At 54.2% G+C, this 24,523-nt stretch carries 31 protein-coding genes and 1 tRNA gene; 18 read left to right on the plus strand and 14 right to left on the minus strand.

Going from position 1 to position 24,523, the window contains the following annotated elements:
- The first annotated feature begins 507 nt into the window (after positions 1-507).
- From C1J03_RS25710 to C1J03_RS10385, 6 genes are all read left to right on the plus strand, one after another.
- Positions 508-1,389 carry a helix-turn-helix domain-containing protein gene (locus tag C1J03_RS25710; protein WP_254694244.1) on the plus strand — a complete coding sequence of 294 codons (882 nt, stop codon included), beginning with the start codon at positions 508-510 and terminating at the stop codon, positions 1,387-1,389.
- Positions 1,386-1,856, plus strand: coding sequence for a plasmid mobilization protein (locus tag C1J03_RS25715; protein WP_254694245.1), 471 nt, complete (start codon positions 1,386-1,388; stop codon positions 1,854-1,856). The genes C1J03_RS25710 and C1J03_RS25715 overlap by 4 nt, the downstream gene beginning before the upstream one ends.
- The gene (locus C1J03_RS10370; RefSeq protein ID WP_114886239.1) at positions 1,853-3,412 is read left to right on the plus strand and encodes a relaxase/mobilization nuclease domain-containing protein; all 1,560 of its coding nucleotides are present in this window, start codon (positions 1,853-1,855) and stop codon (positions 3,410-3,412) included. Before C1J03_RS25715 ends, C1J03_RS10370 begins: the two co-directional genes overlap by 4 nt.
- A 33-nt stretch (positions 3,413-3,445) precedes the next feature.
- Complete coding sequence (locus C1J03_RS10375; RefSeq protein WP_254694246.1) at positions 3,446-3,793, plus strand: type II toxin-antitoxin system RelE/ParE family toxin; 348 nt, start codon at positions 3,446-3,448, stop codon at positions 3,791-3,793.
- Position 3,794: 1 nt separating this feature from the next.
- Positions 3,795-4,124 carry a helix-turn-helix domain-containing transcriptional regulator gene (locus tag C1J03_RS10380; RefSeq protein ID WP_114886243.1) on the plus strand — a complete coding sequence of 110 codons (330 nt, stop codon included), beginning with the start codon at positions 3,795-3,797 and terminating at the stop codon, positions 4,122-4,124.
- Between the two features lie 215 nt (positions 4,125-4,339).
- Entirely contained in the window at positions 4,340-4,852 is a 513-nt protein-coding gene (locus tag C1J03_RS10385; protein ID WP_162798504.1) for a hypothetical protein, read from the plus strand.
- Between the two features lie 348 nt (positions 4,853-5,200).
- Here C1J03_RS10385 and C1J03_RS10390 read toward each other — a convergent pair whose 3' ends face one another.
- Positions 5,201-5,785, minus strand: coding sequence for a Crp/Fnr family transcriptional regulator (locus C1J03_RS10390; RefSeq protein ID WP_114886247.1), 585 nt, complete (start codon positions 5,783-5,785; stop codon positions 5,201-5,203).
- Positions 5,786-5,865: 80 nt separating this feature from the next.
- Here C1J03_RS10390 and C1J03_RS10395 point away from each other — a divergent pair, with 80 nt between their 5' ends.
- A complete protein-coding gene (locus C1J03_RS10395) occupies positions 5,866-6,411 on the plus strand; it encodes a hypothetical protein (protein WP_114886249.1) in 546 nt (181 codons plus the stop codon).
- Between the two features lie 209 nt (positions 6,412-6,620).
- Here the strand turns inward: C1J03_RS10395 and C1J03_RS10405 are convergent, their stop codons facing one another.
- Genes C1J03_RS10405 through C1J03_RS10415 form a run of 3 tightly spaced genes read right to left on the minus strand, consistent with a single transcriptional unit; the run spans position 6,621 to position 8,958 of the window.
- Positions 6,621-7,187: a DUF4386 family protein gene (locus tag C1J03_RS10405; protein ID WP_162798505.1), complete on the minus strand. Its 567-nt coding sequence runs from the start codon at positions 7,185-7,187 to the stop codon at positions 6,621-6,623.
- Positions 7,180-8,217: an NAD(P)-dependent alcohol dehydrogenase gene (locus tag C1J03_RS10410; RefSeq protein WP_114886252.1), complete on the minus strand. Its 1,038-nt coding sequence runs from the start codon at positions 8,215-8,217 to the stop codon at positions 7,180-7,182. The genes C1J03_RS10405 and C1J03_RS10410 overlap by 8 nt, the downstream gene beginning before the upstream one ends.
- Before the next feature lie 12 nt (positions 8,218-8,229).
- Positions 8,230-8,958, minus strand: a complete 729-nt coding sequence (locus C1J03_RS10415) for a DUF4386 domain-containing protein (protein ID WP_162798506.1) — start codon at positions 8,956-8,958, stop codon at positions 8,230-8,232.
- Positions 8,959-9,094: 136 nt separating this feature from the next.
- Here C1J03_RS10415 and C1J03_RS10420 point away from each other — a divergent pair, with 136 nt between their 5' ends.
- Positions 9,095-9,997, plus strand: a complete 903-nt coding sequence (locus tag C1J03_RS10420; RefSeq protein ID WP_114886255.1) for a LysR family transcriptional regulator — start codon at positions 9,095-9,097, stop codon at positions 9,995-9,997.
- A 2-nt stretch (positions 9,998-9,999) separates the two neighbouring features.
- Here the strand turns inward: C1J03_RS10420 and C1J03_RS10425 are convergent, their stop codons facing one another.
- Positions 10,000-10,614 carry a TetR/AcrR family transcriptional regulator gene (locus C1J03_RS10425; RefSeq protein WP_114886257.1) on the minus strand — a complete coding sequence of 205 codons (615 nt, stop codon included), beginning with the start codon at positions 10,612-10,614 and terminating at the stop codon, positions 10,000-10,002.
- A gap of 128 nt (positions 10,615-10,742) precedes the next feature.
- Here C1J03_RS10425 and C1J03_RS10430 point away from each other — a divergent pair, with 128 nt between their 5' ends.
- Entirely contained in the window at positions 10,743-11,168 is a 426-nt protein-coding gene (locus tag C1J03_RS10430; protein ID WP_114886259.1) for a DUF4345 family protein, read from the plus strand.
- On the opposite strand, the gene C1J03_RS10435 is transcribed toward C1J03_RS10430, so the two are convergent.
- The 4 genes from C1J03_RS10435 to C1J03_RS10450 all read right to left on the minus strand — a co-directional run bounded on the left by C1J03_RS10435 (position 11,104) and on the right by C1J03_RS10450 (position 13,707).
- Positions 11,104-11,718, minus strand: coding sequence for a hypothetical protein (locus tag C1J03_RS10435; protein ID WP_216825911.1), 615 nt, complete (start codon positions 11,716-11,718; stop codon positions 11,104-11,106). The genes C1J03_RS10430 and C1J03_RS10435 overlap by 65 nt on opposite strands.
- Before the next feature lie 60 nt (positions 11,719-11,778).
- Positions 11,779-11,976 (minus strand): hypothetical protein, encoded by a 198-nt coding sequence (locus C1J03_RS10440; protein ID WP_114886261.1) that lies wholly within the window; start codon positions 11,974-11,976, stop codon positions 11,779-11,781.
- 81 nt (positions 11,977-12,057) lie between these two features.
- Positions 12,058-13,038, minus strand: coding sequence for an alpha/beta fold hydrolase (locus tag C1J03_RS10445; RefSeq protein WP_114886263.1), 981 nt, complete (start codon positions 13,036-13,038; stop codon positions 12,058-12,060).
- A gap of 39 nt (positions 13,039-13,077) precedes the next feature.
- The gene (locus tag C1J03_RS10450; RefSeq protein ID WP_114886265.1) at positions 13,078-13,707 is read right to left on the minus strand and encodes a pyridoxamine 5'-phosphate oxidase family protein; all 630 of its coding nucleotides are present in this window, start codon (positions 13,705-13,707) and stop codon (positions 13,078-13,080) included.
- A gap of 117 nt (positions 13,708-13,824) precedes the next feature.
- On the opposite strand from C1J03_RS10450, the gene C1J03_RS10455 reads away from it, so the two are divergent.
- On the plus strand, positions 13,825-14,724 hold the full coding sequence (locus C1J03_RS10455; RefSeq protein ID WP_114886267.1) for a LysR family transcriptional regulator: 900 nt from the start codon (positions 13,825-13,827) through the stop codon (positions 14,722-14,724).
- Between the two features lie 136 nt (positions 14,725-14,860).
- Here the strand turns inward: C1J03_RS10455 and C1J03_RS10460 are convergent, their stop codons facing one another.
- Entirely contained in the window at positions 14,861-15,967 is a 1,107-nt protein-coding gene (locus C1J03_RS10460; protein WP_114886269.1) for an alkene reductase, read from the minus strand.
- Between the two features lie 99 nt (positions 15,968-16,066).
- Here C1J03_RS10460 and C1J03_RS10465 point away from each other — a divergent pair, with 99 nt between their 5' ends.
- Positions 16,067-16,984: a LysR family transcriptional regulator gene (locus tag C1J03_RS10465; protein ID WP_114886271.1), complete on the plus strand. Its 918-nt coding sequence runs from the start codon at positions 16,067-16,069 to the stop codon at positions 16,982-16,984.
- Between the two features lie 701 nt (positions 16,985-17,685).
- Here C1J03_RS10465 and C1J03_RS10470 read toward each other — a convergent pair.
- Together C1J03_RS10470 and C1J03_RS10475 are read right to left on the minus strand one after the other, a co-directional pair.
- Positions 17,686-17,967, minus strand: a complete 282-nt coding sequence (locus tag C1J03_RS10470) for a hypothetical protein (protein ID WP_162798507.1) — start codon at positions 17,965-17,967, stop codon at positions 17,686-17,688.
- Complete coding sequence (locus C1J03_RS10475) at positions 17,964-18,353, minus strand: helix-turn-helix domain-containing protein (protein WP_162798508.1); 390 nt, start codon at positions 18,351-18,353, stop codon at positions 17,964-17,966. Before C1J03_RS10475 ends, C1J03_RS10470 begins: the two co-directional genes overlap by 4 nt.
- 140 nt (positions 18,354-18,493) lie before the next feature.
- On the opposite strand from C1J03_RS10475, the gene C1J03_RS10480 reads away from it, so the two are divergent.
- The 3 genes from C1J03_RS10480 to C1J03_RS10485 all read left to right on the plus strand — a co-directional run bounded on the left by C1J03_RS10480 (position 18,494) and on the right by C1J03_RS10485 (position 20,074).
- Entirely contained in the window at positions 18,494-18,697 is a 204-nt protein-coding gene (locus C1J03_RS10480) for a helix-turn-helix domain-containing protein (protein WP_114886278.1), read from the plus strand.
- 103 nt (positions 18,698-18,800) lie between these two features.
- Complete coding sequence (locus C1J03_RS25320) at positions 18,801-18,974, plus strand: hypothetical protein (protein WP_162798509.1); 174 nt, start codon at positions 18,801-18,803, stop codon at positions 18,972-18,974.
- On the plus strand, positions 18,971-20,074 hold the full coding sequence (locus tag C1J03_RS10485; protein ID WP_114886280.1) for a tyrosine-type recombinase/integrase: 1,104 nt from the start codon (positions 18,971-18,973) through the stop codon (positions 20,072-20,074). The genes C1J03_RS25320 and C1J03_RS10485 overlap by 4 nt, the downstream gene beginning before the upstream one ends.
- A 22-nt stretch (positions 20,075-20,096) precedes the next feature.
- Here C1J03_RS10485 and C1J03_RS10490 read toward each other — a convergent pair.
- A tRNA-Ile gene (locus C1J03_RS10490) sits at positions 20,097-20,173 on the minus strand.
- 113 nt (positions 20,174-20,286) lie between these two features.
- On the opposite strand from C1J03_RS10490, the gene purM reads away from it, so the two are divergent.
- The 3 genes from purM (at position 20,287) to rnd (ending at position 23,156) form a co-directional block, all read left to right on the plus strand.
- Entirely contained in the window at positions 20,287-21,333 is a 1,047-nt protein-coding gene (purM, locus tag C1J03_RS10495) for a phosphoribosylformylglycinamidine cyclo-ligase (RefSeq protein ID WP_114886282.1), read from the plus strand.
- On the plus strand, positions 21,330-21,929 hold the full coding sequence (gene purN / locus C1J03_RS10500) for a phosphoribosylglycinamide formyltransferase (protein WP_114886283.1): 600 nt from the start codon (positions 21,330-21,332) through the stop codon (positions 21,927-21,929). Before purM ends, purN begins: the two co-directional genes overlap by 4 nt.
- Before the next feature lie 63 nt (positions 21,930-21,992).
- On the plus strand, positions 21,993-23,156 hold the full coding sequence (rnd, locus tag C1J03_RS10505) for a ribonuclease D (RefSeq protein ID WP_114886284.1): 1,164 nt from the start codon (positions 21,993-21,995) through the stop codon (positions 23,154-23,156).
- On the opposite strand, the gene C1J03_RS10510 is transcribed toward rnd, so the two are convergent.
- Positions 23,153-23,644: a hypothetical protein gene (locus C1J03_RS10510; RefSeq protein WP_254694247.1), complete on the minus strand. Its 492-nt coding sequence runs from the start codon at positions 23,642-23,644 to the stop codon at positions 23,153-23,155. The genes rnd and C1J03_RS10510 overlap by 4 nt on opposite strands.
- Positions 23,645-23,801: 157 nt before the next feature.
- On the opposite strand from C1J03_RS10510, the gene C1J03_RS10515 reads away from it, so the two are divergent.
- Entirely contained in the window at positions 23,802-24,212 is a 411-nt protein-coding gene (locus C1J03_RS10515) for a SufE family protein (protein WP_114886286.1), read from the plus strand.
- Positions 24,213-24,523 lie beyond the last annotated feature (311 nt).

Raw genomic sequence — 24,523 nt, forward strand, 5'->3', positions numbered from 1 at the left:
TCATTTTTGGCACTACAAAAGCATCGGTTTTGAACGTGCAGTTAAGCGGTGTGTTCGCTCTGGGGTTTTGAGAGTTCCAGTTGTCTGTCTCATCGTCCACTTGCCAGGGTTGCCGATGAGCCACAAACACCCCTTTTCAAATTGCTCTGTTTGGATTCATGGGTGCTGACTTCAGGTATTACCAACGGATGCGGTCGCTCTGATCATCCAAAGCCCTCGTTTTCGACAATGGACGTGGACATTTCCAGGCTGAAACCGAAAGCTGGCGCAAACAGCGCGCCTCAGATGTTCCTTGCTCAACCTTGGAAACAGCTCGGCGGTCAAATCAATTGACGATTTGATTTATCTGTTTGGATGAAGGCGGAGTGGTAGGCCCGGCAGGCAGAGCACAAATTCACGAGAACAATATGTTAGGCTGACGAACTGCAAAAACACGGCCTTTGATATCATTGCGATTATTCGACATGTGACGAACCTTTTTTCGCATTCGTTCGGCGGTTCAAAGCCATGAGTGGCATGGCATTGATCTGGGCCGCGAATGTCAAAGGTTTGAAACCTGCCGCGAAGATCGTGCTGATCCAACTGGCAGACTTCCACAACAAAGAGACTGGTCAGTGTAACCCAAGCGCAAAGAGGTTGGCGGACGAATGTGAGATGGGCCGCGCAACGCTGTTTCGTCACATGACGACGTTGGAGGAGTGCGGGCTTGTCACGCGCCATGCTCGTGGAGATGGTGATGGCGGGCGAGGGTCTAACCAATACGAGCTGCACCTCGATATTACCCTTGGCCCCAGTTCGCGCCCGAAGGGCGGGGCGAGCGGTCCCAATGGGGTTGTGTCTCAAAATGAGACGGGGGGAAACGTCTCAAAAAAGCGGGGGAAAAGTCCCAGCCGTGAGACGGGGGTAGTCCCAAAGCGGGACAGTAACCTTACCATTGAACCTGTTAAAGAACCACCTTCGCGCAAGCGCGAGGCGGCGGGGGATGAAGAGGCTGAGAAGATTTTGGCGACGTATCCACCGGATCGCCTTCGAGGCAAAGCGGCCTGTATAGCCCAGATCGAAGAGGCCATGAAGGAAGAGATCGCGCCGGAGGATTTGCGGCTAGCGGTCCAAGCCTACGCCACCGACACCGCAGGTTTCACCCGTTCCAAGGTCTGTTTTTCTGACAACTGGTTTCAGTCGCGGCGCTGGCTGGCCTATGTTGAGAAGCAGGCGGAAGACCGAGAAAAGTCGGCTGCGTTGCAGGCCGATCACCATGCGCGGTTAGCTTGTTGGGTCAGTGAACGCAGCCCGATGTGCAAACACATCACGGCTCCGCAAGTCACTGCATTGCTTGCCTCAAAGTTGGTGTCGCAGGCACAAATTCAAGCCGCTGGCCTTAGAACATGACCGCGCCCGATCCGAAGACAGAGCAAACAGCAAGGTTACCCACCGATTACATCGGCGGGACTTGTGAGGGGCGGCGTGCCTCCCCTTCAAACCCCAACCAGACGCGCGGGGAGCGCGTCAAAGAAGGCCTCTCCGAGATTGTGATCTTCCGATGCACCGTTGCGGAGAAGGCCGCGCTTGTCGCCAAAGCGCACGCGGCTGGACTGCCCAACGCCACGCTGATGCGTGAGGCCTTGGGGTTGGTCCAAGCGCGGCGGCGCAAGCCCGTGCCGCGCGTTGACCCGTCGCTGACATTGGCCGTTGCCCGTGTTGGGGGCAACCTCAACCAATTGTCTCGATGGATCAACGGGGCCGTCAAATCTGGCCGTGCCAGCAACATCGACGCCTTGAAGGTCAGCGTGCGGCTGGTCGTGATTGAACGCCAGCTTGCGCAGATCACTGGCCAGCACAGCGAGGGCCAGCAATGATCATCTCGTTCTTTTCGTCTGGCACGGGCGGGGGGGCTGCCCCCGTTGACTACCTGACCGCACGCGAGGTTTTGGCTTACGACGAAAACCGCAACCTGATCCGCGATGAACACGGCCAACCGCAGATCAAAACCCGCAACCCATTGCCCGAAGTTCTGCACGGCAATCCCGACCAGACGCGCGATTTGATCGACGCAAGCGCGAATAAGTGGAGCTACACGGCTGGCGTGATTAGCTTTGCAGTCAGCGATCAGCCCAGCGAAGACGCCCAGCAAGAGGCCATTGAGCAATTTGAGGCTATGGCCTTTGCTGGGCTTGAGGCGGATCAATACGACTGCCTTTGGGTGCGCCATGTGCATGAAGGTAATGTCGAGCTGCACTTTTGCACGCCGCGTTTGGAGCTGGCGACGGGCAGGGCGTTGAACATCGCACCGCCCGGCCATGAGGCCGCGTTTGGTACTTTGCGCGACGTCTTGAACAAAACCCACTGTTGGGCCGACCCGATGGAACCTGACCTTGCCCGTGATTTCAAGCTTGTGCGTGAAAGTGCTAAACGCGCTGAGGCCCGTCAGGTCATCATCGGGGCGCTCTACGATCAGATTGACGCGGGCCTGATCACCGACCGCGCAACTATGGTCGCCTTCTTTGAGGACACTGGCTTCGAGGTCACGCGCCAAGCCGCAAAATCAATCAGTGTCCGTGATCCTGAATTTTCAAAACCGTTCAAACTTGAAGGCGTCCTCACTCATGAAAACTGGTCCACAACCCGACACGCAGAAATCGCGGCTGAGTATGAAACTGGCGCAGATGCAAACCGAGCAAGAAGACTTGATGGAATCTCACATGACCGCCTTCGTGCAAACCTCGCAGACCATGTTGAACGACGCACAGAATACAATGAAGAACGATACGGCGCACTTTCTGTTTCACAACATGAACTTGTTCGAGGAACGGATCGAGCTGATCAAGAATTGGATGACGTTCTCGCCTTGGATCATCACGGGGATCATCGTGACGGGGATCGCCTTGATGATGGTCGCGAGCTGGCTTTGGACGGTCCAACTGACGCGCTCGGAACTGACGGAACTGGGTTTGACGCGGATCGACAGGGAGGACGCGACATGGCTGGTGCTGGACCCGACCAAGACGCGCCTGAGGACCTGCACAATGGGCGGTCGGTCGGTGACCTGCATCAAGATCGAGGAGGATTAGATGACGACACCCCTGACAGCCTTGGAACGCGACTTGCTCGCCTGCGTCGAGCGGTTGGTGATGGCCTGCGAAGTCTCAGCAAAGGAATTGAGCGGCTTGGAGGCGCGCTCGACCAGCGGGATGCAGAGCCAGATGGATGGATTGGCCGCCTGCGTGTCAGTGCTCATTCAATCGCAAACGGCGTCCGTGGCTGCGTTGCACGGCTTGCTGAACGAAGGCTCGAACTACGGGAATTTGCGGAGGCAACTAGAGACGAGCTTGAAATTAGTGAAAGCCGCCGAGAGACAGTTGAAGCAGAACTAGAGACGCGGGAGTTAGAAATGGATCGAGGGATGACGCACTGATGATGCAACACCGATTGACAAATGGTAACGTATATGTCACCAATTCCTCCAATGAATAGGCTTGTTGTCTATGTCACCGAAGCGGGGAAAACGCCGTTTGAAGATTGGTTTAACGATCTGGACACAGCTGCTGCCCTGAAGGTAAGAACGGCGCTTGCGCGGATCGAGACGGGCAATCTGGGTGATGTGAAGCCAGTCGGACAAGGCGTGTCAGAACGGCGCATCACCTTCGGCCCCGGCTACCGCGTCTACTTCGGCAAAGACGGCGATACGCTTGTCATCCTGCTGTGTGGCGGCACCAAGAAGCGCCAGTCGAAAGACATCGAGCAGGCCAAAGCATATTGGGACGACTACAAAGCCCGCAAGGAGAAAGGTGACTGACATGCCACTGACGAAAGACTTCAAAGACACGATCAAAGCGCGCGCCGAGCGCGATCCTGAGTTCCGCGCGGGCCTCTTCCGCGAAGCCGTTGAGGCGATGCTCAGCGACGATCTGGAGACGGGTAAGGTGCTGCTGCGTGATTACGTCAACGCCACAGTGGGGTTCGAGGCCTTGGCGCAAGACATGGACAAGGACCCGAAGAGTCTGATGCGGATGCTCAGCGCCAAGGGAAACCCGCGCGCGGATAATTTGCTGGCGATGGTATCACGGTTGAAACAGCGCGAGGGCGTATCTTTGTCTTTGACCCAAGGCAATCAGTTACACGCGTGATTTTTTTCTGCCCATCTATGCGAGATATAGTCTCGCAGTCGCTTTCGAAAGCTTCAGCACTTTTGCGAACGAGCGAAACCGGATATTCGCTGCGCTCTTCCTGAACTGACACAACGCGGACAAAGTGACATAGTCATTGCCGGGTGCTAGTTTGTGGTTAGGGAAGGGGTGATTGCGTTTTGTCGCAGCCCAAATTTGCAAAGGGTCAAAACGAAATGGCAAACTTTGATGGTCTCTCATCTGGTAGCGGCCTTACTGATGTGTTGAAGTTGTTCCCGCGTAATTCTGAGTTACTTCTCCGCCTCCTCAATGACATCATGTGCGCAGATGGAGCGTTATCAAGAGGAGAGCGCGAAGCGATAGCTGCGTTCATTTCGAAGCAAAACACCACTCCCTATTGTGTTTTCTATCACACTGTATTTTCAGAGGTATTTGCTGGACCTGTTGAAGATACCAACAAACGTATCCAACCACTTTTGACATATGCCCTCGGTCTGCACAGCAAAAATTCCGACAAGATCACGGAGGCGTTCGATGCGGCACTGAGTGCTGGATGGAGCGAGGTTGCGGTTTACGAGGTTGTGGAAGTCTGCGGCATCTTTGATTTCATCAACAACATCGTACTTGCGTCAGGGATCAACACACCCGAAGGGCCAATGAATCCGTTTCCTACTGTGGACGGACTTAAAGATTCTTACGCAGCTATGGCAAATGCGATTTGTAACTGACAGTAACTCGGGCTCTCCCGACACCTTCGCCGCGCTGGTCATGAAAGGCTGGTTCAGGAAATACCGACTTTCGCTGCACCTTGTTCGAACCCAACAGATGCGGACTTTCCTGACATTCACGTTTGGCCATGTTGCTGACGCAGCTTTCGTTTGTAGTTGCGGCGGCAATACTTTTGGCGACGCAGCGAATTCACCAGAGCGGCCATTAAGAATGGTTAAAATTTGGCATTCCCAAACCACACTTTCGCTACACCGAACGTGAACTGTTACGATGCGGACTAGACGCCATTTTGCTACGGCAGCTACCATTGTCAGCTTTGCTAGCAATAGGTCCCCCCCATCGAACCCTCAGTCAACCGCCGTGTTTCGCTCGGCACCGCGAAGCCGACTGAGTGTGACCGGTGTGACACCGAGAAAAGATGCAATCAAATGATGGCCGAAGAGCCCTTCGTGACGCGGGAAATCTTCGCGAAACCACGCAAGGCGGTCTGCCCCGCCAAGCGCAGCAAGGCACCACTCCCGGTCAGCCTTACGGGCCAGTTCTTGTTGCAAAATGCCGTTTGCCCATTCGCGAATTGGCTCCGACACCAACATGAGCTCAGTCAAAGCGCGGCTGTCCATGTGCGCAACTAACGCGTCCGCAACTACATCTATTGATACGAGCGAGGTCCCGTTTCTAGTTCTCGCGACATTTGGTGCGACCACGCACGGACCTGCGTTAAAGCTAACGCAAACGCCGCGGCCTTCTGGATCGCTAATTTGGCTCGTGGCGCGCCCATCAAGAATGATGTGCTCCATTGGATCTGGTTCGCCTTGCGTCGCAATGCGACGCCCCTTTTCGACAAATTCAACATTCCATGCTGCCGCGAACTCATGCGCTGCGTCTCCATTTAATGCGTTCGGGGGACATGTCAGAAAGGTAAAGAGGTCCAAATCGCGAATTCCTTATCAAACGATAATGCCAGCTTTGCTCGCGCTCAGTACGACGGTGCCAACGGTAAGGAGAACAACCAATGAATATGACGATACCAACTAAGCAGTACGGGCGGCAAGCGGCACTCTTCGGTCTCGCTGCCGCCGGAATCTATCTGCTGATGATCTTTGGCACTCTGGCGCACATCGAGACCGTATCCGGCCTTCGCCCTTTCGACATGCGCCCCGGCGGATATTCGGCTGAATTGGCAGATTCGCTGATCGATGCCTTGGAATCCAGTGGAAGGTGGTACTATCTCACGCGACAAATTCCACTTGATCTAGTTTATCCCTCTCTGATGGCGCTGACCTTAATATCATTGTTCAAATGGCTTGGTTCACGAGACGTAAGTCAAAAGCCTGTTCGAATTGGAACTTGGTTTTCGATTGCGGCAGCTATCGCTGACTATTTAGAGAACGCCGGCATCTGCGTCATGATCCTGAGTTGGCCTGAAATATCAGCCAACACTGTCTTGGCGGCAAGTGTCGCTTCCATTTTAAAATCAGGCTTAACGACGACTGCTGTCTTGATCGTCTTGCTTGGTGTCGGCTCTTGGGCGTGCAAAAGGAAACGTGCCTACGCCTGATCGATGCCTGTTGAAGCCCCAAGCAATGGGTTGCTATCGTCAGACGTTTCTGACCAAACCGTCGCCCATCGGCTCAAACCGAGGGTCAGAGCCAGGGCCGCCGCTTGTGGCAGTCATGAGGAAAGTCTCAACAGAGACCAAGAGGGCGCGGCCGCCACGATCCCGCCTTTCGCAAAAAACACGAAAGGCGGGCTTTCGGACGGGTTGGCCTAAAGTGCAAACCGTTGCGCCCACTTCCCTGGACCACGCAGTACAAGAATGAGGCCAAACATTACCTCGAACGCGGCACCGGGGAGCAGCAGTAGCATCGACACTGTCTCAAAATTGGATGCTGCGGCAATCATCGCGACGACGAGACATACGTAGCCGATGAAACCCAACGCACCGAGCGCAGTATGAACAAACTTCGACCGGATCAGCCAGAGGCACATAGGTAAGCTGCCAAGGCCGAGTGCTATCATGCCGAGTTGATAAAAGGTGTCGGCTGATGTCGTCAATCCAATGAAACTGCCCTGTTGTGCCATGACCGATATGCCCAACAACAAGCCTTCAGCTATACGCGCCGAGAGATAGATGCCTCCGCTGCGTGGCGCTGTTGTCGCGATCATCGGGCGCATCAGAAGTCCGATGGTAATCACGGCCACGGAATTGCCGAGGCACATGAGCAGGCCAAGCCAGTGCCACTCACTGCCCAAGAGGGCTTGGCCAACTCCGAAAAGTGGGAATGCCGCCAAGATGCACAGACCAATGATCCTAAAACTGTGTGCATCAGACATGAGCTGTCTCCGCCATTTGAAGATCTTCGTCATCATGGAAATGCGCGTTACTTTGAGATTTGATCGTCACAACGACGTTGCCCTTCTTGTGCCCAGTATCGACATGGGTATGCGCGGCAATCATTTGGGAAAAATCAAAGCTTCGGTCGATGACCGGATGGAAATCTCCGGCAGCTGCGAGATCAACGACTTTGCGCAGGATATTGACTGACTCTGACGCCACACCGCCAATCAGACGCTTGCCGCGCAACCGGGCCTTGAGCCAACCCAAGATCATGTCGGATGTAGATCCTGCGATCAGCAGCATACGACCGTTTGGCACCAAGGCGTGCCGCGCCCGGTCCCAAGGTGCTGTGTCAACGGTATCCACGACCATGTCGTATTGCGGGCCTTCTTTGGTAAAGTCTTGCGTGTTGTAGTCGATGACATGGTCGGCCCCGATGTTACGCACGAGATCTACATTTGTGGCGCTGCAGATGCCCGTCACTTCGGCCCCGAAGTGCTTGGCGAGTTGCACGCAGGCAGAGCCGACAGATCCGGACGCCCCGTTGATCAGAACCCGTTCACCTGCGCGTAATCTCCCCTTATTGATCAGAAAATCATATGCGGTTGTGGCCCCAAATGGGATGGCTGCTGCTTCCTCGAAGTTCAGGGTTTCAGGTTTGCGGACGACCTTTCCATCGGCTGGCATCGTGATGTATTCCGCATGCGCGCCAAATCCTGCGCCTGGAAAACCGATGACAGCATCCCCAGGTTGGAAAGTGGTCACATCTGCACCGATGGCTTCGACTACGCCGGATAGATCAGTTCCAAGAACTGGCTTGCGGGGGCGCGTTATGCCGAAGACAAGTCGTCCAACAAGTCCTAACCCAGCGGGCATCGTCAAGCTGCGGGCTCGCCAGTCACCCGCACTGACGGTGGTTGCAACAATACGGATCAGCACTTCGTTTGCTTTAGGTGTTGGGGTTGGCAGTTCAACGAAATTCAAAACGCCGGGGCCGCCGTATTCAGTATAAGTATAGGCATACATTTCAAAAGCTCCTTAAGCTGTCTGAGGAGTGGAAACGGTTTGGGCAGTATTGCCGCGCAGGCCACGGATAAGCAGCCAAAACCCGAACCCAAGCTCCGCGATCGTAACAATCACGAGCAATCCGATAATGGTGATGTCCAGTGCTGCAACATCAGTGAACGTCAGCTCAACAAGGCCTTGGATCAGATAGCCAAACGCCCCGATAAACAGACCCCAGCCAAGTAGATGCGGCACCAATCTGGAATGCAGGATAATCCATCCAAGGGCCAGCAAATGTGCGCCAAAGAAAAGCTGCCAGACGTAAATACCAAGGGCATGCGCCTCGAAAAAGACTTGCGCAAAGGCCTGACTGTCAGTCGGGTCAAGCCCCATTGGTTGGGTCAACAGCACGTAGGGCATAACCCACAACAACAGGTTGATCGCCATGACGACGATCATACCCAAACGGGATACCATCGCGATAAGGGCAAGCCTTGGGCTGGTGGTGCGAAACATCTGATACAGGATAACCGTGATCGCGATCTCCAGCAGGATGACCGCGCTATCTGCAAGCACGCCCAATCGAAACAACCCAAGCTGGCCCATCAGATTGGCAGCTGTGGACGAGGCATCTCCTGTTACGACGATTTGCGCCGGCACATAGCCAATGCTGAAACCGCCGCAAACGGCAATGGTGAGGTAGAGCGCGCCTGCAATGCGGGCATCTTTCAGGTTCAATGTGTTTTGAATGTCCTTCGACATGGGATTTCCTTTCATGGGCCAAAGCGCGACTGGCGCTTTTGGGCAAAACCGAATTTCGGGGGTCGGCGTAAAGATGTTGACTTCGGTTTAGTACGTCCGTGCAGCTATGCGAATTGACCAAATCCTGTGATTTGATATGCATATTTGCATGGATTGGCGCTCAGTAAAATTTGATTGGAACAAAGCACGGGCTTTCTTGGTCACGGCTGAGGAAGGATCGTTGTCAGCCGCCGCGCGTGCATTGGGCATGGCCCAACCAACTCTTGGGCGTCAGGTAGACGGGCTTGAGCAGGAACTGGGAATCGTTTTGTTTGAGCGTGTCGGTCGCGGCCTCACACTCACGCCAAGTGGGTTAGAACTGCTGGACCATGTACGCGACATGGGAGAGGCTGCAGGTCGTGTCTCGATGACGGCTCTCGGCCAATCGCAAGCATTAGAAGGCACGATCTGCATCTCGGCCAGCGAGACCTATGCCGTGGTGCTGCTACCGCCAATCATTGCTAGATTACGCATCATGGAACCCGGCATTCAGGTTGAGATTGTCGTGGCCAATCATGCCAGCGACCTTCGTCGCCGCGAGGCCGATATCGCCATCCGCAATTTCCGGCCCACCGAACCCGATCTGATCGCCAAAAGGATCGGCGATGCTGATGCGGTGCTTTATGCAACACCGGACTATATTGAAAAGATAGGTAACCCAACGAAGCCCTACGATCTGCGTCACGCTGACTTCGTGAATATGGATCATGGCGGCATGATGCTCAAAGGTCTCAACACGCTCGGGCTTGGCCTGACTGAGGCGAACTTTCCGCTTCTTACCGAAAGTTATCTGGTTATGTGGGAACTTGTGCGCCAGGGAGCGGCTATCGGCATTCTGGACGCTTATATCGGCGACGCGGACCCCATCGTGCGCCGCGTTCTCCCTGATCTCGAACCGCTCATCTTCCCGATCTGGCTTGTCGCCCACCGAGAACTCTCAACAAGCCGCCGCATTCGCAGGGTCTATGATTTTCTGGCAGAAGAACTGAGGCGGGGTTAACTTCAGGACGCAGTATCGACAGGGGAGATAATGCCCGTGAGCAATCTGTCGGTCATCATCTTAGCGTAGGTCCAAGGGTAGTCACGGATCGTATTGAGACAAAGTGCGATGCCTATCATTCCAGATATCAGTGTGTCGGTGCTTGCTTTGACGTTGCTCTCATTTTGAAGAATGTCCTGCACCAGATCCGAAAACATCTGAAAGTGTGCCAACGTTTCTTCGTCCATGACAAATGTGCTGACGTCCGACCGCGTTACGTCGTTCGACATAAAGACGAGCCTAAAATGGTCGGGATGATCGACCCAATAAGATACAAAGGTATGCGCAGCCATTTGTAGACGTTCAGCCGGTGCATCGATCCGTTCTAATTTTCCTTGAATTTCGCTGGACATGTCGGCAAGAACATCCGCCCACAGATATCGTAGAATATCGTGTTTGCCCTCAAAATGCGCATAGATCGTCATCGGGGCACATCCGACCTCCTTGGCAAGACGGCGCATCGAAACCGCATCAAAACCTTCTGCGCGATAGATCGCGAGTGCTTGCTTTGCGATCTTTGATCTGTACTCCGCAATGTCACTCTCGCTGCGGGGCGGCCTGCCTGCGGTCTTAGCCATGGGTTGGGTTCTCCAATAGTATTTTAGCACGCGTCACAAATAATGCTTGCGTTGTCAAGGCTACATTAATATAGAACGCGTACTAAATAAAATGGATACCCAGCAGAACTCCCTCAAGGAACATGGAAATGAAAAAGATCAATTTACTGAATCTGGTTGTCACCATTGTCGGCGTAGCCATCATCTTTCTAGGACTGAACGTTGGTCTAGGTGGGATCAAAACACTCGGCTGGCAATCGACACGCGACTTCGTGGCGATCATGGATGCTGCAATATTCCACGCTCAGGATAGCCACATAAGGTTCATTGGTGGTATCTGGTTTGGTGTCGGTGCCGCCTTCGTAATCGGCGGTCTTGCGATGCGTACGTTCCGCCCAACATTGATCATTCTGTCGGCGATGATCGCGATCGCGGGCCTATTCCGGCTGAGTGACATCGACAGCGGTGTGATATTCAGCGCGGCAATTGCCCCGTCAATTGCACTGGAACTCATTGGCTTTCCGCTTCTTGCGTGGTGGCTCGTCGTGTCGGGAAGACGAGAGGATCAGAGCTGACAGTTAGGCAAACACTTTTTGACACTCTCGTTGCCCCGCTCGAATCCCGAATGGACGGTGAACACGGGGCGGCGCAATTGGCCATGTCGCCGCCAAGCAAGCGTGCAAAAATCATGACATGTGTGATTAGTAACAACGGCACCAGGAATGTCGGGATGTACCAAACAGCGGCAAAGTAAGGGACTGCTTCTGCTTGCCGCAACGCGTTGAGCAAATCGGCAATACCTACTAGGCTAAAAACCCAAACCAACGCCATGGCCACGGGCCAATTTCTCCGCAAAGCAATCAAGGCAAGTATCGCAAGAATCCCGCTGGCAAAATCACCATAGGCTGCGGCAGTGGCAAAGGTGCTTGGTATGCCCTCCTTGACGCCTGCTGGTGTCAAGAATGTGAGTCCGATGTGGCGGAATGCGTGTGGAAGGATCAGCAACCCTAAAGCAACTTGTTTAGATTTATGAGCAAGCCAAGGTGCGGCATACCATTTTGCAATCAAAGCGAAGACAATTACACTCAAGACAAATTGAACGCCAAATATTTCAAGGGTTTCCATAGGTATTCTCCAGATAATTTACGTGAGCGGAGGCATTCCTGCCACGGGGAGCCAACTTTTCTATGAGTGTGAAACGTAGTGACAAATGGCCGCAAGCTTGACCATTCTCTCCTCCATGATGGATGTCCTCTTTTGAAGAGCCGCGACCACATGCTCAGTGGGATCAAAATCCATCGCGTCCTCATAGGCGGCGATGGCTCGGTAAAACCGTTTCCAAAATGGGACTCCTGCACTTGTTGGATGAGAAATCGTGGGCATGGTATTTCCTTTGGTTTTGTCAGCCAGGCTGGATACCGCACCTCTTTGAAGGGCGCGGTATCTGCCGGTTCTTCTGGCGTGTTATGGGGTAGTATTTTGATCTAGGAACTCGATCATCCCAGCCGCGATATTGATGCCGAATTCTTCAAGCGCGAAGTGGCCGGTGTCGAGCAAATGGAACTCAATGTTATTCAGGTCGCGCTTGTACGGATGTGCGCCATCGGCAGGGAATATATGGTCGTTCTTACCCCACATCAGCAATGTCGGCGGTTGATATTCACGAAACAGCGCCTGCCATTTTGGGTATTCAGCTACGTTGGTACCGTAGTCGAGGAACATGGCCAGTTGGACCTCTTGATTGCCTGGACGATCCAGCAGGTACTGAACGTGCCAGAAATTGTCAGGGCTGATCGCGTCAGGGTTTTGCGTGCCATGGGTGAATTGCCATTTCGTCGCTTCCATTCCCAAAAACCCGCGCAGTGCGTCGCCATTTTCGGTTGAGGGTTCAGCCCAATAGGCTTTGATCGGATCCCAGAATTCGCGCAGACCTTCCTCATAGGCATTGCCGTTCTGGATGATGAAGCCCGACACCCGCTCCGGATGTTGTGCAAACATTCGAAAGCCGACAGGCGCGCCGTAATCCATCAAATAGACCGCGTAGTTGTTGACATCCTTGCGATCCAAAAGTGTGATCATCATCTCCGCGACCTTGGCGAAGGAGTAATCGAACTCCTCTGCCAATGGCATGTCTGACGCCCCGAAACCGGGATAGTCTGGCGCAATGACATGGTAGTTGGCAGCAAGCTCGGGGATGAGATTGCGGAACATGTGTGACGACGTTGGAAAGCCATGCAAAAGCAAGATCGTTGGTTTGGCCGGATCACCAGCCTCACGATATGCGATCCTGATGCCATCAATGATTTCCGAGTGAAACGACGTTTGTGTCACATCGATCATGGCGTTGGTTTCAACCGCGAAGGCGGGTGACGCGGCGATATTGGGGGATGCAAGGGTCAAAGCCAGAAAGCTCGCGCAGAGTGCCGACTTAATCGGATTGGTCATTTTGGTTTCCTTTTTGGTGGGGTGAATGTGAGGCGCTGATCAGTCGTTCAGACCAAGCGCAGTTCTTAGTTCTTCGTTCTCTGATTTCAGACGCGAATGTTCGGTGCGTATGGTTTCAAGTTGCGGTTCCAGCTCCTCCAGGGTCATCCGCTGTGGGATGTGTTGCGGGCAGTTCCAATCAAGCGCCTCAATCGTTATGACCACAGCGCGTTCTGGTCGCCCGCGATAGGACGTGTCCTGAAGTTGGGCTATCAGTTCCGGATTTTCGGTTGCCGCGGTCAGCTTTGCGCGGCCCCAAGCCTTGAGCCTTCGCCGATTTGGGTAGTCCATCAAGATCATTGAGACGCGATCATTTTGCGCAAGATTGCCTGCGCTCAGATACTGGCGGTTTCCCCGAAAATCAGCATAGGCAATCGTTCGATCATCCAGCACCTTAAGGAACCCCGCAGGTCCGCCGCGAAACTGCACATAAGGCCATCCAGAGTCTGAAACCGTAGCTTGGTAAAAGCCATCCCTTCCGGTAATAAACTCTGCTTCAGCGGGGCCGATCCGATCACCACGCTCAGCGTCCGGATGAAGAAACTTGGAATACCCTTGCGCCGAACCGTTCTGTGTCTGCAGGGCAAGAACGGAAGGTGTAAAACTAATTTCTGCGAATGCGCGTGGCATGGGATGTTCCTGTTCGTTTGTGAGGCTGTCACTCGGTGGGCAAGAGTTAGTCTATTCCTTGAATTTGCATAATACTTGTATTAGTAAATTGATTATTCAATAATATGGAATAATCAATTGGACAAACTACGATCCATTCAGGTGTTTATTGCGGTGGCTGACTGCCAAGGTTTCGCACCTGCTGCGCGCCGGCTGGGCATGTCCCCGCCCGCAGTCACGCGATACATCTCGATGCTAGAGGAACATCTTGGGGCCCGTCTGTTTATGCGTACGACCCGCTCAATCGGGCTCACAGATGTAGGCAAAAGGTTTCTGGCTGATGGACGGCGGATCCTACTTGAATTGGAAGAGGCAGAGAACGCGGCTGTTGGGTCACATTCTGAACCGCGAGGCGCGTTGAGCATTACGGCCCCGGTTCTGTTTGGCCGCATGTTCGTAACACCTGCGCTTGGCGAGTTCCTCAACACATACGCGCATGTTGACGCCCGAACGGTGTACGTGGATCGCGTCGTGAATTTGATTGATGAAGGACTGGATGTTGGCATCCGAATTGGAGAGTTGCCGGATTCTTCGCTCACTGCGGTGCGCTGCGGCAAAGTTCGGCAGGTTGTTTTTGCGGCACCCGAATACATCGAAAAACATGGGCTGCCGACGCATCCGGAGAACCTGAAAGATCACGCTCTTATTCAGTCTGTGGCGGCTGCGGGGTCTCACGCGTGGGATTTTCAAATCAGCGGTGCGCGGAGTTCGGTTCACGTTAAACCACGCGTGCAGATGAACACAAACGATGCCGCAATAGAAATGGCACTGCGGGGATGGGGCCTATCGAGAGCGCTATCTTATCAAGTTTCTCCGTTCATTGAAGCAGGGCAATTGAAACCAGTGCTAGAAGAATTCGAATTGCCATCGATGCCAATCCATGTCGTCCATCAAGAAGGCCGCATGGTCAGCGGCAAAGTCAGAGCATTTGTTGACTTCATGGTAGAGCGCCTTCGGACAGATAAGCACATCAGTTAAAGGTGCTGTGCGCCCAGCCCAAAAGGCGGAACTCCAGTCTAATCGGCCCCGGCAACGTTCAGATGTGAGATCGCAGTGGATCGCAAGTGCCACTTGAAATGTTTGGGCCGGATCAAAACATCCGGCCCAAATTTGATCATTGGTCTGCAGGTGTGAGACGACCCCCATTCGGGTAGTCGATGTACCCGTCTGCGCCGCCGCTGTAGAAGGTCTCTGGTTTCGGCTCAGACAGGGCGATACCGTTGGCGAAACGCTCTGCAAGGTCCGGGTTAGCGATGAATGGCACCCCGAATGCGACTGCATCAGCGCGCCCGGTTTCGACAACATCTGCTCCGGTTTTCTGGGTCAGAGAGCCATTAAGGATCATAAACCCATCATAAGCATCCCGTAGTGCCGGGGCGACAGAAGGCAATCCAGCAACCATCGGACTTCCGCTATCGAGCGCCGGTTCCAGTACATGCAGGTAGGCCAATTCTCTTTTTGAAAGCTGTCGCGCTGCAAATGAAAAAATTGCTTCTGGATTGCTGTCGCTGATTCCAAAAACAGCGTTTGTCGGTGAAAATCGAACGCCTACCTTGCCTGCGCCAATCTCGGCCACAACCGCGTCGACAACCTCCAATAAAAACCTGCTGCGGTTCTGCAGCGTTCCGCCATAGTCATCATCGCGTTTATTCGTTCCATCGCGCAAAAAAGCATCGATCAAAAAATTGTTGGCAGCATGAAGTTCAACGCCGTCCAGACCAGCATCAATGGCACGGCGTGCAGCAGAGGCAAACTCTGCGATCGCCTCGTCGATCTGATCCACAGACATCGCTTCTGGAGTATCGAAGGCCGTCGGGATGCCCTCGCTGTTGGGCAATTCGCCCTCTGCAGCGATTTCAGAGGGAGCAAGGGCCCTTTGCCCGCCTATGCTTTCAGACAGGACTGCACGACCCATGTGCCATATCTGAAGGAAGATGCGTCCGCCTCGATCGTGCACTGCATCCGCGACGGATGCCCATCCCGCTTGCTGCGCGTCTGTGTAAATGCCGGGCGCACCCGGCCAGCCATCACCACGCGGCGAAACTGCCGTGGCTTCTGAGATAATGAGCCCGGCACTGGCGCGCTGCGCGTAATAGGTCGCCATCATTTCGTTGGGAACCCCAGAGGCACCAGCGCGCGCGCGCGTCATGGGGGCCATGAAAATCCGGTTGTTAAGGCGGTAGTCACCCACTTGGATGGGATCGAAGAGATTTTTGGTCATTGATCTGTGCTCCGTTGTTTGATCTTCACCCTATATTGTTGTTTCTGTTTGAATGCGGTATCCGCCCAATAATCAAAACACTATTACTCGGTGGTAATAATGAACTCGGACGGGTTGAGTGAATTTCTAGCAGTTTCGCGCGCCGGTACGTTTACCGGGGCAGCAAGCGCATTGAACGTTTCTGTGGCACATGTCAGCCGTCAAGTTGGACGGCTTGAGGCACGGCTTGGAATCAAGCTGTTCCAGCGCAGCACGCGATCCGTTCGTCTAACGACTGCAGGTGAACAGCTTCGAAAAAGCTCTGAAAAGATATCAGACGATCTTGAAAAGGCATTTCAGGAAGTATCAAATACCCAACGCAAATTGGAGGGTCGCCTGCGCATCGCCTCCATGTCAGGTTCCTTTGCTGATCAGGTTGTCGGTCCCGCCTTGAACCAAATGGCCGCACAACATCCAGACATCGAGATTGAAATCGACTTTAGCCCACGGCAAGTCGACATTCTAAGCGAAGGGTACGACTTTGCGATCAGGGCTGGCCCGATGCAAAGCAGTGGTCTGATCGCAAAACCCTTATCCTCCCGGACAAGGGTCGCGGCGGTCTCACCGGATTATCTCAAGGCCCACGGTGTTCCTCGGCACCCAAGAGATCTGAAGGACCATCAGTGCCTTTTGACGAACGCCAAGTTTTGGCGATTTTCTGAGAATAAGAAGCAGCTGGACGTAATGGTTCGTGGACGGTTAAGTCTGAACGCGGGCCCGGCGATTTTAGACGCATGCATGCGTGATCTCGGTGTTGCCTATATGGCGCTTGCGGGGTTTGGTGACGCATTTGCAACCGGCGCAGTCGTTCCGGTTCTTCAGAATTTTTGGCATAGGGATCGATCAATCCATCTGGTGCGCCCCGATCGCAGATTTTCACCGCGTCGGGTCGATGTGGCAATCTCGCATCTGGAAACAATTGCCAAGAGAGTGGAGGCAAAGGAACGCGCCGAACTGGAAGCGATCAGATCACATTGATGTCAGAAAAGTGCTGAGCTGCTTAAATTCAGGATGCGTGCCGAACTTGGACCACTCAAATGCCGCTACCGGAGAAAATCGGCATTACTCAATTGCATGGCCAACCTGCGTGCCTATGCTTCGTTTCACTTCTGATTTCAGCCACTCTGATAATTTCTTGTAAACCTGCGTTGTCGCAAAATCCGCCGTGGTCACAAGCCAATACCGTGGTTGGATCGCACCCCCTGACAGTCATGACGGCGTTGCCTTTCTTGTGTTCGGTGGCGACATGCGCGTGGGCGGCTTTCATGTCGTCAAATGCCCGAGGAAACAACCCGCGCAATTTTGCGCCTGGTTGGCCGGGCGAGCCGCTGCATAGGCTCCTTCTGTTACTCATCTGATAGTCCTTCGGCTTGATCGGAGGGCCATTTGCAATGACCGGTCCTTTCGCTGTATGGCGGCGCAAACGAATGTGAATCTGCCGGATTTCCTTCGCTGCATGCGCACGCAGCGAAAAATCATCACTTCTCCTATGGGCTCACTCGAGACATTAGTCGCAGCTCGCGTGAACGGCTGATCTGAGAACATTACCATTCGCAGCATCCCGTATAAACGACTAAGATGTTAGGTGTTTCCGCCGTTGGCACTTTGGCCATTGCTGCTGAAATAGCCCACTTTCTTATGTGCATTCTGCTAGCCCAAACCAATTGTGGCCGTGTTCGCTACTTTGTTTGAGATGGAAGGCGGCAGATCAGCTCTTGGCAATCGAGTTTGATCCTTCTCAGCTGATTGGCTGCAATCACGGCAAATGCGAGAGCTCCAAGGCTCAAAAGTTGTTTCTCTAGACTGCCTGCAGTCCAAACGACGGCAATGGTCGCGCATGTAATCAATACAACGCTCGAAAGAAACGCACCCTTGGCCTGTTTGTGCATGGTTTGCGCCACCTCCAATGCTGTAGCCCCATCCGCGTACTGTTTCTTGAAAAAACGTGTCGGCATGATCACTCCTTTAGGCTTTGCTGTGCAATTTCCTGAGCATCGACTTGGGTTAAACCCTCGCCCTGCTTGAGGCTCAGTTTCACAAGCAATTTCAAGAAAGCCGCAGCTTTTTCGGGGCTTTTTTCGATTAACGCAGTTGGAACCGTGCCAAGACCTGCGAGCAGTGCGTTTTCAACGATGTCTAACTCAGTATCCCCAAGCGGGGTTTGCTTTCCTGTGAGAATCCACAAAGGTTCTTCGTTCATCAGATTGTGCAGTTTGATTAATATCGATGTTGGCACTTCACGTTCACCGCTCTCGTAACCCCGATAGGACCGATACGACGCGCCAATCGTTTCAGCAAAATCTTGCTGGTTTAGTCCGGTTTTCGCTCTGATTTCTTTCAGGCGCATGCCGATGCTCGTGTTTTCGCTAGACATTGGTAATATGTATGTCCATATGTTGACCTTAATGTCCAAATTTGGACATTAAGGTGCCTTTGAGGTCAAAAGTGTCTCAAAATGTATAACATCGCCGCAAAGAAAGGGAAGTCATGAGTGAAGCCATGTTGGAAACCAAAGATGTTGCGGAATGTCTTGGCCTTTCCGTGCGCCGTGTGCGGCGGCTCCTTTCGTCAAAGAAGCTGCGCCACATTCGTATTGGGAAGCAGTTTTTTGTCCCCGAACAAGCCGTCCAGGAATTTCTATCCCAAAACATGGTCGAGACTTGCCTCGCTGATGAGAAGGGCAATCCTTGAAAGATCTAAAAGGCTTAGAGACGTTGTTTATTTCACCGTCAGAGCGGAAGTGAAAACTGAGCTAGAGAGAAAAAAGAAGCCAGCCCAAACGGAGACATCTGCCATGCCCGCCAGAAAAGCTGTTTTGACCCAGACAGAACTGAAGCGCTATTTGGCCGCATACCGTGACGCGGGGATTCCTGTCGGGCGTACCGAAATTGGCCCAGATGGGACGGTGGTGATACATTCTGCGAGTGAGAACTCACCACCAACGATAAATGATTGGGACGCAGATTGAAAAAACGAGAAAAATATCCGGGCGCAAGCTCCTACAAGGATCGACACGGGAAACGCCGTTGGCGGTATAGGTCGCGCGGGTTCACTGCCGAACTGGGGTCTGACTACGGGTCAGATGAGTTTGAACAAAGGTATCAGGATGCCGTTAACCGCCAGAAATCGAAGTCTAGTGAAGGGGCAGGGGCTTCCCGCACAAAAGCTGGAACTTTGGATGATCTGGTCACCCATTTCTACAAGCTGCACTTTCCGACCATCAGCGAAAGCACACGGGCCGATTATCGCAGTGTCATCGAGCCTTTAAGGCTCAAACACGGTAAGAAGCGTATCGCGCATATGAAAATTCGGCACGTCATGGCCATCAAGGCGGAAATGCACGAAACGCCGATGCAGGCCAACAAGATGCTCAAACGGCTGTCTCAAATGATGGATCTTGCCGTCACGATGGATTGGGTCGCCGCCAATCCGGTCCTCGGTGTCAGTAAGTATGCGACCACGTCCGAAGGGTATCACTCATGGGACGAAGGCGAGATTGCTCGTTTCTATGAGGTTCATCCACTCGGATCACCTGCGCATATTTGTATGACGCTGATGCTCTACACAGGGGCCGCGAAGGTTGATGCGGTGAAGCTGGGGCCCGCGAACGTCAAAGATGGGCGGATAGAATATCGCCGTCAAAAGACCAGCAAGAACCCAAGCGGGGTGCTGATCAGCTTGCCGATCCATCCGGCCTTGGCAGCAGCTTTGGAGGCAAGGCCCGTCACGTTCACCTACCTTGAGACAAGCCATAACAAGGCGCGCTCTCGCAAGGGTCTTGGGACATCCATGCGCAAGTGGTGCGACAAAGCGGGCTTGCCTCTATGTTCTTCACACGGCCTCCGAAAAGCCATTTGCCGCCGTATCGCCGAGGCGGGTGGCACACCTTACGAAATCATGGCGGTCAGCGGGCACGTCACGCTGGCGATGGCTCAAAAGTACTGTGAGACGTTTGGGCGGCGGGACATGGCCGATTCAGCATTTTCGCGACTTACAGGCACGAAAGCGGAACAAAACTTGACGAACCACCCTGAAAGGTTCGTCAAAAAATCACCTAACACCCTATAATAAAAGGATAATAAATGATGTTTGGTAGGCCCGGCAGGACTTGAACCCGCAACCAAAGCGTTATGAGCGCTCTGCTCTAACCAGTTGAGCTACAGGCCCTCCGGTGGTTTGGGTAATCTTGTCGCGAGGTTTCGTCAAGGGTTGGCGTTGCACGGATGCCGCCAATGCTCTAACCCCGCGAGCATAGTCAATCGTGCGGCGGGGATCAGACCATGACAGACCAGAAAAAGGGCATAACCTATGCCGATGCAGGCGTAGATATCGATGCCGGCAATGAGTTGGTGGAACGGATCAAGCCCGCGGCCAAGCGGACGACACGGCCCGGCGTTATGTCAGGGCTTGGTGGTTTTGGTGCGCTCTTTGATCTTAAGGGCGCGGGTTTTGTTGATCCGGTGCTGGTTGCAGCCACAGACGGTGTGGGCACCAAGCTGCGGATCGCGATTGATACAGGCAATGTCGACGGTGTGGGCATCGATCTGGTGGCGATGTGCGTCAATGATCTGGTGTGCCAGGGGGCGGAACCGCTTTTCTTTCTGGACTACTTTGCCACGGGCAAGCTTGAGATGGATCAGGCCGCGCGGATCATCGAGGGTATCGCAACGGGCTGCGAACGCTCTGGCTGCGCGCTAATCGGGGGCGAGACGGCAGAGATGCCGGGCATGTACCCCGCAGGCGATTTTGACCTTGCAGGCTTTGCTGTGGGCGCGATGGAGCGCGGAACGGCCCTGCCGGACGGTGTGGTCGAAGGCGACGTGCTGTTGGGTCTGGCAAGTGACGGCGTGCATTCCAACGGCTATTCGCTGGTGCGCCGCGTGGTAGAGATGAGCGGTCTGGATTGGGACGCGGATTGCCCGTTTGATGTTGGCACGCTGGGCGAGGCGCTGCTGACGCCCACGAGGCTTTATGTGAAACCAGTGCTCGAAGCGATCCGGGCAGGTGGGGTGCATGGATTGGCGCATATCACCGGTGGGGGTCTTACCGAAAACCTGCCGCGCGCCGTTCCTGATGGCCTTGGGGTCGAAATCGATCTGGGCAGTTGGACGCCGGCGCCGGTGTTTGGTTGGTTGGCGGAACAAGGCGGGATTGCTGAGGCTGAAATGCTCAAGACCTTCAACGACGGTATTGGCATGGTCATGATTGTCGCGGCCGATCGCGCCGAAGATCAAATTGCCCTGCTTCAACGCGCCGGCGAACGCGTTGCCGTTTTGGGCAAGGTCACGGCCGGAGAGGGCGTCACCTATTTTGGCCACCGTCAGTGACCAAACGCGTTGCGGTTTTTTTGTCCGGTGGTGGCTCCAATATGGTGTCGCTGCTTGAGGACATGGCCCGCGCCGGTCATGCAGGGGCACCTTGTTTAGTTCTGTCAAACAACGCGACGGCAGGCGGGATTGCGCGGGCTGCGGCCATGGGCGTGCCTACAGCTGTGGTTGACCACCGGCCCTATGGCACGGATCGCCCGGCGTTTGAGGCCGCTCTAAACGCCGCATTGGCCTCGCACGCGCCGGATATCATTTGCCTTGCTGGTTTTATGCGCAAATTGACGGGCGGATTTACAGATGGCTGGGCAGGGCGGATGATTAATATCCACCCGTCGTTGCTTCCTAAATATAAGGGCCTGCATACCCACGCCCGTGCGCTTGAAGCGGGCGATCGCGTGCATGGTTGCACCGTTCACGAGGTCACCGCAGCCTTAGATGATGGGCCGATCTTGGGCCAAGCGACGATACCGGTTCTGGCTGATGATACGCCTGAAACATTGGCGGCGCGGGTATTGGTGCAAGAGCATCGACTTTACCCTGCCGTCTTACGCCGTTTTGCTGCTGGCAATACTGATCCAATGATGCTGACTTGCTGATCTGGTCAAAACCGGCCCGCTCCTGTAGCCCTATGATGAATCTGTGACGCAAGAAGAGTTTTCATGAGAACAATTACAACAACCGAAGATCTCGAGATTTTTTGCAAGGAAGCTGCAACGCATCCTTTTGTGACCGTGGACACCGAGTTCCTGCGCGAGCGGACCTATTATTCAAAGCTTTGTCTGGTGCAACTGGCAATGCCGGGCACCGATGACAGTAAGGGCGTTTTGGTTGATCCACTCGTCGAAGGCCTGTCACTGGAGCCAATGTACGATCTTTTCCGAGATACGTCAGTGGTCAAAGTATTTCATGCCGCGCGCCAAGATCTTGAGATTTTTTACGTTGATGCCAAGGTTTTCCCTCAGCCTCTGTTTGATACGCAGGTTGCCGCAATGGTGTGCGGTTTTGGTGATCAGGTTGGTTATGAAACACTTGTGCGCAAGATTGCCCATGAAGGCGTCGATAAGACTTCACGCTTTACCGACTGGTCACGTCGGCCCCTGACCGATGCCCAAAAAACCTATGCATTGGCTGATGTCACGCACTTGCGCCAGATTTATGAATTTCTCGCGGCCCGGCTTGAAGAAACTGGCCGTGCGGGATGGGTCGAAGAAGAGCTACGTATTCTGACCAACCCAGATACCTATATTACGACCCCCAAAGACGCGTGGAAGCGGGTCAAGACGCGCACGTCCAGCGCCAAGTTTTTGGCTGTTGTCCAAGAGCTTGCAGCGTTCCGCGAGACGCATGCCCAAGAACGTAACATCCCGCGCAACCGCGTCTACAAAGACGATGCGTTGGTTGAGCTTGCGTCTAACAAGCCTAAGAACCACGAGGAATTGGGCCGCGCGCGTTTGCTGCTGCGCGAAGCGCGCCGGGGCGATATTGCGGATGGTATCCTTAAGGCTGTCGAAAAAGGCTTGGCCTGTTCGCCCGGTGACGCGCCGCAGCCTGATCGCAGCCGCGAAAAACTACAGGTGAACCCGGCGCTGGCCGATTTGCTGCGGGTGCTGTTGAAGGCCAAGACTGAAAGCGCGGGGGTTGCCGCCAAGTTGATCGCCAACGCGGCTGATCTGGATGGCATGTCAGCAGGTTTGCGCGATATGCCAGCACTGTCGGGCTGGCGGCGCGAAGTGTTTGGCGCGGACGCGATTAAGCTGTGCGAAGGCAAGATCGCGTTGACGGCAAAAGGCAATGATATTGTATTGGTCGACGTCGCGCCTTAGCGGCTTACGACCAACGCATTTTCACCGCCTTCAACGCGGATGGTGCGCACGCCCAAGAGCTGCTGATCTGTAAGTTTGCGCGCAGCAACAACTTCACGGGTCGGCACTGTGCCGGTGTTGGTGGCATATGCAGGACGTATACCCTCAAGACGGTATGTCAGCACCCCATCGACGGGCGTCTGACCTTCGGTAGCTGGGGTAAGTTGCACGTCATAAACGCCTTGGCGCGCTGCCAATCCCGTGGCGCGGATGATTATGCCGCCCGGCACGCGATCGACCTTGAGGCTGGTAACTTGCTCAAATGGGAAGCCATCGTAGATCACCTCTTTCGGGGCTCTTCTTTGGAACAAACCTGATCTTTCGGGGATCAATGGGTTCGTAACCGTGTCGCCTTGAGCCACAGGCTCTGATGTGCTGCCGCTGCCACCAAACCAGTTGATTGGGTTAATCGCGCTATCGCTTACGGAGCCGCAAGAGGTCAGTACCATGGTTGATACCAAAAAAGCGGAGAGGGAAATGCGCATGTGACCTGCCGTGTTAACTGCCTTGCCTTCGGGTTAGCGCATCTGTCCCAGCTTGGGAAGGGGGTGGACCTTTGGCAAGGTGCGTCCTACGTCATACCAAACGCAGAAACAGGAGACGGCAATGGCCACGAGCGCATTCGAAGAGCTGGTCGAAGATTTTGAGTTTCTCGACGCTTGGGAAGACCGTTATCGCCATGTGATTGACATGGGCAAGGCAATGGATGCGCTGCCTGAGGCATTGCGAGTGCCCGCGACCAAGGTCGATGGTTGTGCTTCGCAGGTTTGGTTGCATGCTGAAATGTCGGATGGGCAATTGAATTTCGACGGCGCAAGCGATGCCATGATTGTGTCAGGGCTGATTGCTGTTTTACGGCAACTTTACAATGGGTTGACACCCGAAGCTGTCATGGCGGTGGATGCCCGTGCTGAGATGGGGCGACTGGGGCTGAATGAGCATTTGTCAGCACAGCGGTCCAACGGGTTGCGGGCGATGATAGAGCGGGTGCGAGAGACTGCAGCGCGCTCGGGCTAACTGGGCACAGCGAGTCACCTCTTCCGCAAAAGTTTGTTACGGTTTGTGGGCTAAGCGGTGGCCTACGAAGTTTTCAATTTTAGGATGACATGACGTCCGCTCAAATGCGTTTTGTGGAGTAAGAATTTGAGACGGCGGGCCTTATTTCTTATCCTGACCTTGGTCGCGGCGTATGGGCTGTTTTCCTTGTACCCGACGTCTCAAACTGAGTTTGTTCTAGACACGCGAGACGGGAAAAACGCGTTGGTCTATTCCTGTGAGATCTTGGCATCCGAGATGCAGACCCTTGAGCAGGCTGAACAAGCTCACGT

The sequence above is a fragment of the Sulfitobacter sp. SK012 genome (assembly GCF_003352085.1).
Taxonomy (GTDB): domain Bacteria; phylum Pseudomonadota; class Alphaproteobacteria; order Rhodobacterales; family Rhodobacteraceae; genus Sulfitobacter.